General features: G+C 67.9%; 6 protein-coding genes and 1 other annotated feature. Of the genes, 2 read left to right on the plus strand and 4 right to left on the minus strand.

All coding sequences use genetic code 11. The features are described from left to right. Positions 1-73: 73 nt before the first annotated feature. A protein-coding gene (locus ACZLMO_RS16595) for an IS3 family transposase (protein ID WP_463653749.1) occupies positions 74-1,236 on the plus strand; the annotation gives its coding sequence in 2 pieces (ribosomal slippage) (positions 74-352 and positions 355-1,236; 1,161 coding nt in all). Between the two features lie 13 nt (positions 1,237-1,249). On the opposite strand, the gene ACZLMO_RS16600 is transcribed toward ACZLMO_RS16595, so the two are convergent. From ACZLMO_RS16600 to ACZLMO_RS16615, 4 genes are all read right to left on the minus strand, one after another. Beyond that, positions 1,250-3,577: a heavy metal translocating P-type ATPase gene (locus ACZLMO_RS16600; protein ID WP_463654373.1), complete on the minus strand. Its 2,328-nt coding sequence runs from the start codon at positions 3,575-3,577 to the stop codon at positions 1,250-1,252. Further along, positions 3,564-4,550 (minus strand): heavy-metal-associated domain-containing protein, encoded by a 987-nt coding sequence (locus ACZLMO_RS16605; RefSeq protein WP_463654374.1) that lies wholly within the window; start codon positions 4,548-4,550, stop codon positions 3,564-3,566. Before ACZLMO_RS16605 ends, ACZLMO_RS16600 begins: the two co-directional genes overlap by 14 nt. Position 4,551: 1 nt before the next feature. Continuing rightward, positions 4,552-4,764, minus strand: a complete 213-nt coding sequence (locus tag ACZLMO_RS16610; protein ID WP_425710216.1) for a heavy-metal-associated domain-containing protein — start codon at positions 4,762-4,764, stop codon at positions 4,552-4,554. A gap of 104 nt (positions 4,765-4,868) precedes the next feature. Next, entirely contained in the window at positions 4,869-5,228 is a 360-nt protein-coding gene (locus tag ACZLMO_RS16615) for a hypothetical protein (RefSeq protein ID WP_463654375.1), read from the minus strand. A 185-nt stretch (positions 5,229-5,413) separates the two neighbouring features. Here ACZLMO_RS16615 and ACZLMO_RS16620 point away from each other — a divergent pair. Then, a protein-coding gene (locus tag ACZLMO_RS16620) for an IS3 family transposase (RefSeq protein ID WP_425713425.1) occupies positions 5,414-6,672 on the plus strand; the annotation gives its coding sequence in 2 pieces (ribosomal slippage) (positions 5,414-5,708 and positions 5,708-6,672; 1,260 coding nt in all). After that, positions 5,698-5,829, plus strand: a sequence feature (AL1L pseudoknot). It overlaps the preceding gene by 132 nt. Positions 6,673-6,705 lie beyond the last annotated feature (33 nt).

Here is a 6,705-nt window from a genome sequence, read left to right on the forward strand (position 1 = left end):
GGGTGGGTCTGCTGCACGGGTAGGTGACACCTGATCTGTGGTGCCGGAAGGTGCTGCTGGAAGGATGTCGATCGTGCCCAGACCTCATCCGAAGGAGTTCCGCGACGATGTCGTGGCCGTGGCCCGCCGCGGGGACGCTCCGATCAAGGACATCGCCAAAGACTTCGGGATCAGCGAGTCCTGTCTGCGTAACTGGTTGCAGGCCTCTGACGTCGAGGACGGCAATCGCCCCGGTGTGACTCGGAGCGAGTCGGCCGAGCTGCGCGAAGCGAAGAAACGTGTCCGCCTGCTCGAACAAGAGAACGAGGTTCTGCGCCGTGCGGCGGCCTACCTCTCGCAGGCGAACCTGCCGGGAAAATGATGTACCCGCTCGTGAGAGAGCTCGCCAGCGACGGGATCCCTGTCGCGGTGACGTGCCGGGTCCTCAGGCTCGCCCGCCAGCCCTACTACCGGTGGCTCGCAGACCCCGTCAGCGACCGCGATCTCGAGCAGGCCTACCTGGCGAACGCCCTGTTCGACGCTCATCGCGACGACCCCGAGTTCGGGTATCGCCTGCTGGCAGACGAGGCCCGTGAAGCGGGCCACGTCGCGTGTGATCGCACGATCTGGCGGACATGCCGGGACAACCGGTGGTGGAGCGTGTTCGGCAAGAAACGAGGCAAGAACGGGAAACGGCCCGGCCCGCCGGCCCACGACGATCTCGTCGAACGGGACTTCACCGCGGCCGCTCCCAACGAGCTGTGGCTGACCGATATCACCGAGCACCCCACCGGCGAGGGCAAGATCTATCTCTGCGCGGTCAAGGACGTCTACTCGGGACGGATCGTGGGGTACTCGATCAGCGACCGCATGAAGGCCCGTCTCGCGGTTGACGCCCTGTCCTCTGCGGTCGCCCGACGCGGCGGTGACATGGCTGGGTGCGTCGTGCACTCGGACAGAGGCTCTCAATTCCGGTCCAGGCGCTTCCTGGCCGCCCTGCGCCGCCACGACCTCGTGGGCTCGATGGGGCAAGTCGCCTCCGCGGGAGACAACGCCGCGATGGAGTCCTTCTTCTCGCTCCTGCAGAAGAACGTCCTCGACCGTCGCCGCTGGGCCACCAGGGCCGAACTGCGGATCGCGATCGTGACCTGGATCGAACGGACCTACCACCGCCGCCGGCGCCAGGACCGACTCGGTCGTCTGACCCCCATCGAGTACGAGACCATCATGACCACTCAGATCGCACTCGCGGCCTGAGAACACCTGTCACCTACTCGTGCAGCAGACCCGGTTCACGCTCAGCCGGTGCTCGTGTGGGAGCTGGCGCACTGTCATCGGCCTGGGCGGTGAAGGTCCGCAGGCGCAGGCTGTTGCTGACGACGAACACGCTGGACAGGGCCATGGCCGCCCCGGCGAGCATCGGGTTGAGCAGTCCGAAGGCCGCGAGCGGGATGGCAGCAGTGTTGTAGGCGAAGGCCCAGAACAGGTTGGTCTTGATCGTGCGCAGCGTGCGCCGGGAAAGGCGGATCGCGTCCGCCGCGGCTCGGAGGTCGCCGCGGACCAGGGTGATGTCGGCGGCCTCGATCGCGACGTCGGTGCCGGTGCCCATCGCCAGGCCGAGGTCGGCCTGGGCCAGGGCGGGGGCGTCGTTGACGCCGTCGCCGACCATCGCGACGACCTTGCCCTCGTCTTGGAGGCGGGACACGACATCGACCTTGTCCTTGGGTAGGACTTCGGCGATGACCGACTCGATGCCGACCTCCGAGGCGACCTGTTCGGCCACGCTCTGGTTGTCACCGGTGAGCAGCACCGGCGTGAGACCGAGTTCTTTGAACTGGGCGATCGCTTCGGCGCTGGTGGGCTTGACCTGATCGGCCACGACCAGCACGCCGCGTGCCCGACCATCCCAGCCGACCGCGATCGCGGTCTTGCCCTGCGCCTCGGCGGCCTGCTTGGCCGACCGCAGATTTTCGTCGAGGTGCTGTGACCAGTCGCGCAGCAAGACCTCGCGGCCGGCGAGGACGGTGTGCCCGTCGACGACACCCTGGACACCGAGGCCCTCGACGTTCTCGAAGGACTCCGGCGTGGGCAGGTCGCCGACCTCGGCGGTAGCTCCAGCGGCGATCGCCTGAGCGATGGGATGCTCGGAGGCATCCTCCAGGCCGCCGGCCAGTCGCAACAGCTCGGTACGATCCACTCCCTCGGCGACGATCACGTCGTCCAGGGTCATCTTGCCGGTGGTGACGGTGCCGGTCTTGTCCAGCACGATCGTGTCGACCCGGCGCGTGGACTCCAGAGTCTCGGGACCTTTGATCAGCACGCCCATCTGCGCCCCCCGCCCGGTGCCGACCAGCAGGGCGGTCGGGGTGGCCAGCCCCAGGGCGCAGGGGCAGGCGATGATCAGCACCGCCACCGCGGCGGTGAAGCCCGCACTGACGGGGAATCCGGCGCCGATCCAGGCTCCGAGCGTGGCGATGGCGATCGCGATCGCGATCGGGACGAACACGCCGGAGACCCGATCGGCCAGCCGCTGGATCTCGGCTTTGCCGGACTGGGCGTCCTCGACCATCTTGGCCATCTGCGCCAGCTGGGTATCGGAGCCGACACGGGTTGTCCGCACGACCAGTCGGCCCCCGGCGTTGACCGTCGCACCGGTGACCGGATCGCCCTCGGTCACTTCGACCGGTACGGATTCTCCGGTGAGCATGGAGGCATCGATGGCGCTGTTGCCCGAGGCGATGACCCCGTCGGTGGCGATCTTCTCCCCTGGGCGGACGATGAACTCGTCACCGACGGAGAGCTCCTCGATTGGCACCCGCTGTTCCCGGCCGTCGCGCAGGACCGAGACCTCCTTCGCGCCGAGTTCCAGCAGCGCCCGCAGGGCGGCACCGGCTCGGCGCTTGGAGCGCTTCTCGAAGTAGCGCCCCAGCAGGATGAAGGTGATCACCCCGGCTGCGACCTCCAGGTAGATGTGCCCGAGACCATCACCGCGGGAGATGGTGAACTCGAACGGGTGGACCACCCCGGGTTGGCCTGCGGTGCCGAAGAACAGCGCGATGATCGACCACACCAGGGCTGCGGTGGTGCCCACCGAGATCAGGGTGTCCATCGTCGCCGCACCATGGCGCAGGTTGGTCCAGGCTGCCTTGTGGAAGGGCCAGCCGGCCCACACCACCACCGGGGCGGCCAGCACGAGCGAGGCGAAGCCCCAGTAGTCGAACTGGAGTGCCGGGATCATCGCCATCGCGATCACCGGGACAGCCAGGACCGCCGAACCGATGAGCCGTTGGCGCAGCGAGCGCAGTTCGGCGTCCTCGGCCGATTCGGCCTCGCTGCCCGGTGCGTCACCGGCCCTTTTCGTGGGGGTGGGGAGGGCGGCGGTGTAGCCGGTCTTCTCCACCTCGGCGATCAGCGTCTGCGGGTCCAGGCCCTCCGGCCCGGTCACGCTGGCCTTCTCGGTGGCGTAGTTGACGCTGGCGGTGATCCCGTCGAGCTTGTTGAGTTTCTTCTCGATCCGGTTCGCACACGAGGCGCAGGTCATGCCACCGATCTGCAGTTCGACGCTGCTGGCGCCGGTGGTGTTCTCAGTCGTGGTCATGGCCGCCTCCCTCCTCGTGCTCATCGGTGTTGTCCGACTGTTCGGCCTCGCCGTGGTCTGTCCCGGCGTCGCGGGTGGTATCCAGCACCAGCGGTGCGGTGTGGACCTGTCCGGCGACCTGGAAGTCGAGGTAGAGCAGGTACCGTCCCGGGGTCGGTGCGGTGGCCTCGAACACGATCTCCGGTCCCGATGTCTGGCCCGGCTGGGGCTCATCGCCGTGCGGGTGGACGTGCAGGTAGGCCAGATCGCCCTCACGCAGCGCCACCAGGTGCCCGAAGGCCCCCAGGTACGGCTCCAGCTCGGTGACCGGCTGCCCGTCACGGGTGATGGTCATCGTCAGCTCGGTCGATGTGCCTGCCACCAGGTCGCCGGTCACGCTGACCTCGTAGCCATCCACCGTGGTCGTGGTGGCAGGCTCGGCCGGTGCTGGGGCGTAGTTGCCGGCGACCTGGACCGAGGTCGACAGGGTGATGCCCTCGCCGGCCTCGGCGGGCACGAAGTCGGCAAACACGCGGTAGGAGCCGGCTGCATCCCACTGCCAGGGGATCGACCAGGTGCCATCCGCGTTCATCTCGGGGTGGACGTGGTGGAAGTGCTGCCCATCAGCGCGGACCGCGATCAGGTGCAACTCCCTCTCGTGCTCCAGCTCGAAGTCGGTGACCGGGTCCCCGGCGGGTCCCGTGACGATCAGTGACAGGTCGCCGTCGGTGCCGGTCTCCGCGGGAGCGGTGACCCCGGTGAGCCGGTAGCCGTCCTGCGCGACGCCGAGACCCAGTGAGGACGCATCGTCGGTGTGTGTCTCGTGGCCGCCGGTGCCCATGTCTTGTTCCCCTGCGTGATCGGTTTGTTCCGTCTCTTCTGTCCAGCTCTGCACGGTCTGCTCGGGGATGACCGCGCCCGCCGTGACGAATGCCACGGCGAACACGGACACGAGGAGCAGCCCGTACAAACCGAGCCGTGCCGGGGCTCGCATATCAGCTGGGGGTGGCCTGGTAGCCGGCCTCGTCGACCGCGGCGATCACTGCGGCATCGTCCGCCGGGTCGTTCGTTGTGACGGCTAAGCGGCCCGTGGCCGCGCTGACCTCGATGTCCTGGACTCCGGCGATCTGCGATACCTCGGCGCGGATCGCGCCCTCGCAGTGGCCGCAGCTCATGCCGGTCACGGTGTATGTGGACGTAGTGGTCATGTCCTTCTCCTTCAGAGATACCTCAGGGGGGGTATCACTACTTATACCGGGTAGGGGTATCTGATGCAAGTGGTGAGCCCACAGACAGGGGCGAGGCTCGCGGCTTAGGTTCGAGCGGGTTGTCGCGGAATCGCGATCGTTGAGATCACGGCGGCAACCACTGCGGCGATGGCGGCGGCCGTGAAGGCCTGTTGGAAGCCTGCGGTGCCACCGTCGGTGGCGAGGCTGAGGGCTGCGATGCTGGAGACTGTGGCGACGCCGACCGAGGCGCCGAATTCGTGGAAGGTGCTCAGCAGGCCCGAGGCGATGCCGGCCTCCTCCGGGCCGATCTGTCCCAGCGCCGTGGCCGCGGCGACGACGAACAGTGCGCCGATACCGAAGGCTCCGAAGCTGATGCCGATCGTGGTCGCCACGGTTGTGGGCCACAAGGCGGGCACCATCAGGCCGATGGCTGCGATGAGCATGCCGACAGCTCCCAGGGAGCGCGCTCCCAGGCGGGCGATAAGGCGTCCGCCGAGATTGGCACCTGTCATCGTGGCCAGTGCGATCGGCAGGAACAGCAAGCCGGTTGCGAGAGGGCCATGTCCGGCGAACTGAACCGCCCTGGATCTCCTGGAGGGTGCTGATCTAGCAAGGGAGACTGATCCCCATGTCAGCACCGAGGAGATACGACGGTGAGTTCCGGGAGCGGGCGGTGCGGATGTACCGCGAGAAGCTCGGCGAGGGCACCGAGTCGAAGCTGGGAGCCCGCAAGCACGTCGGCTCGCTCCTGGACGTGAACCCCGCAACGCTGCGGAACTGGATCGAGGAGGCCGAGCACGCCAGCGGCGCCCGGCCCGCGACCACTCGCTCGAGTGAGTCCGAGGAGGTCCGCGCGTTGAAGAAGCGCGTGGCCGAACTCGAGCGGGCGAACGAGATCCTCAAGACCGCGTCAGCGTTTTTCGCTCAGGCGGAGCTCGACCGCCGACTCAAGTGATCGTGGCCTACATCGACACCTACAGGGACCGGTTCGGCGTCGAGCCGATCTGCGCCGTGCTGTCCGTGCACGGGATAAAGATCGCGCCGTCCACCTACTACGCCCACAAAGCCCGTCCTGTGAGCCAGGCGCTGTTGGAGGAGGCCTACCTCGTCAACGCGCTGGTGACGCTGCACCGGGAGAACTGGGGCGTGTACGGGGTGCGCAAGCTCTGGCATGCCGCCCGCCGCGCCGGCTTCGATGTTGGGCGCGACCAGGTCGCCCGGCTCATGGCCATCGCCGGGATCACCGGCGCAGTGCGGGGACGACACCGCACCACCACGACTCGGCGGTCGGCCCAGGCGCCACGTCACCCCGACCTGGTCAAGCGCGGCTGGCACGTGCCTACTGCGACCGACCAGCTGTGGGTGGCCGACTTCTCCTACGTGTGGACGCTGACCGGGTTCGTCTACGTCGCCTTCGTCGTGGACGTCTACTCCCGCCGGATCCTGGGCTGGCGAGTCGCAACGAGCATGCGGACCTTCCTGGTCACCGACGCCCTACGTCAGGCGATCGACGTGCGTCACCGCGCCGGAGCCCACTGGGAACACGGCCGGCTCGTCCACCACTCCGATGCCGGGTCGCAATACGTATCGCTGGCGCTGACCGCCGAGTTGGCCCAGGCCGGCATCGCCGGATCCATCGGCACCGTCGGCGACGCACTGGACAACGCGCTGTGCGAGTCGACGATCGGACTGTTCAAGACCGAGGCGATCAACGACGGCGGCCCGACCTGGAAGAACCACGCCGAGGTCGAGTGGCAAGTCGCCCGCTGGGTCCACTGGTACAACCACGACCGCCTCCACTCCTCAATCGGGCAGCTGCCACCCGTTGAGTTCGAACACGCTCACCGGCAGGCTACGACCGTGACCCCCGAACCGGAGGTCGCGTAACCAACCACCCTCCGGAAGATCCAGGGCGGTTCA

The sequence above is a fragment of the Georgenia sp. G2120 genome, from assembly GCF_055326485.1.

Excerpts from the sequence above, each read along its gene's own strand:
- ACZLMO_RS16605 (WP_463654374.1), bottom strand. The coding sequence starts at position 4,550 with ATGCGAGCCCCGGCACGGCTCGGTTTGTACGGGCTGCTCCTCGTGTCC.
- ACZLMO_RS16600 (WP_463654373.1), bottom strand. The coding sequence starts at position 3,577 with ATGACCACGACTGAGAACACCACCGGCGCCAGCAGCGTCGAACTGCAG.
- ACZLMO_RS16610 (WP_425710216.1), bottom strand. The coding sequence starts at position 4,764 with ATGACCACTACGTCCACATACACCGTGACCGGCATGAGCTGCGGCCAC.
- ACZLMO_RS16615 (WP_463654375.1), bottom strand. The coding sequence starts at position 5,228 with ATGCTCATCGCAGCCATCGGCCTGATGGTGCCCGCCTTGTGGCCCACA.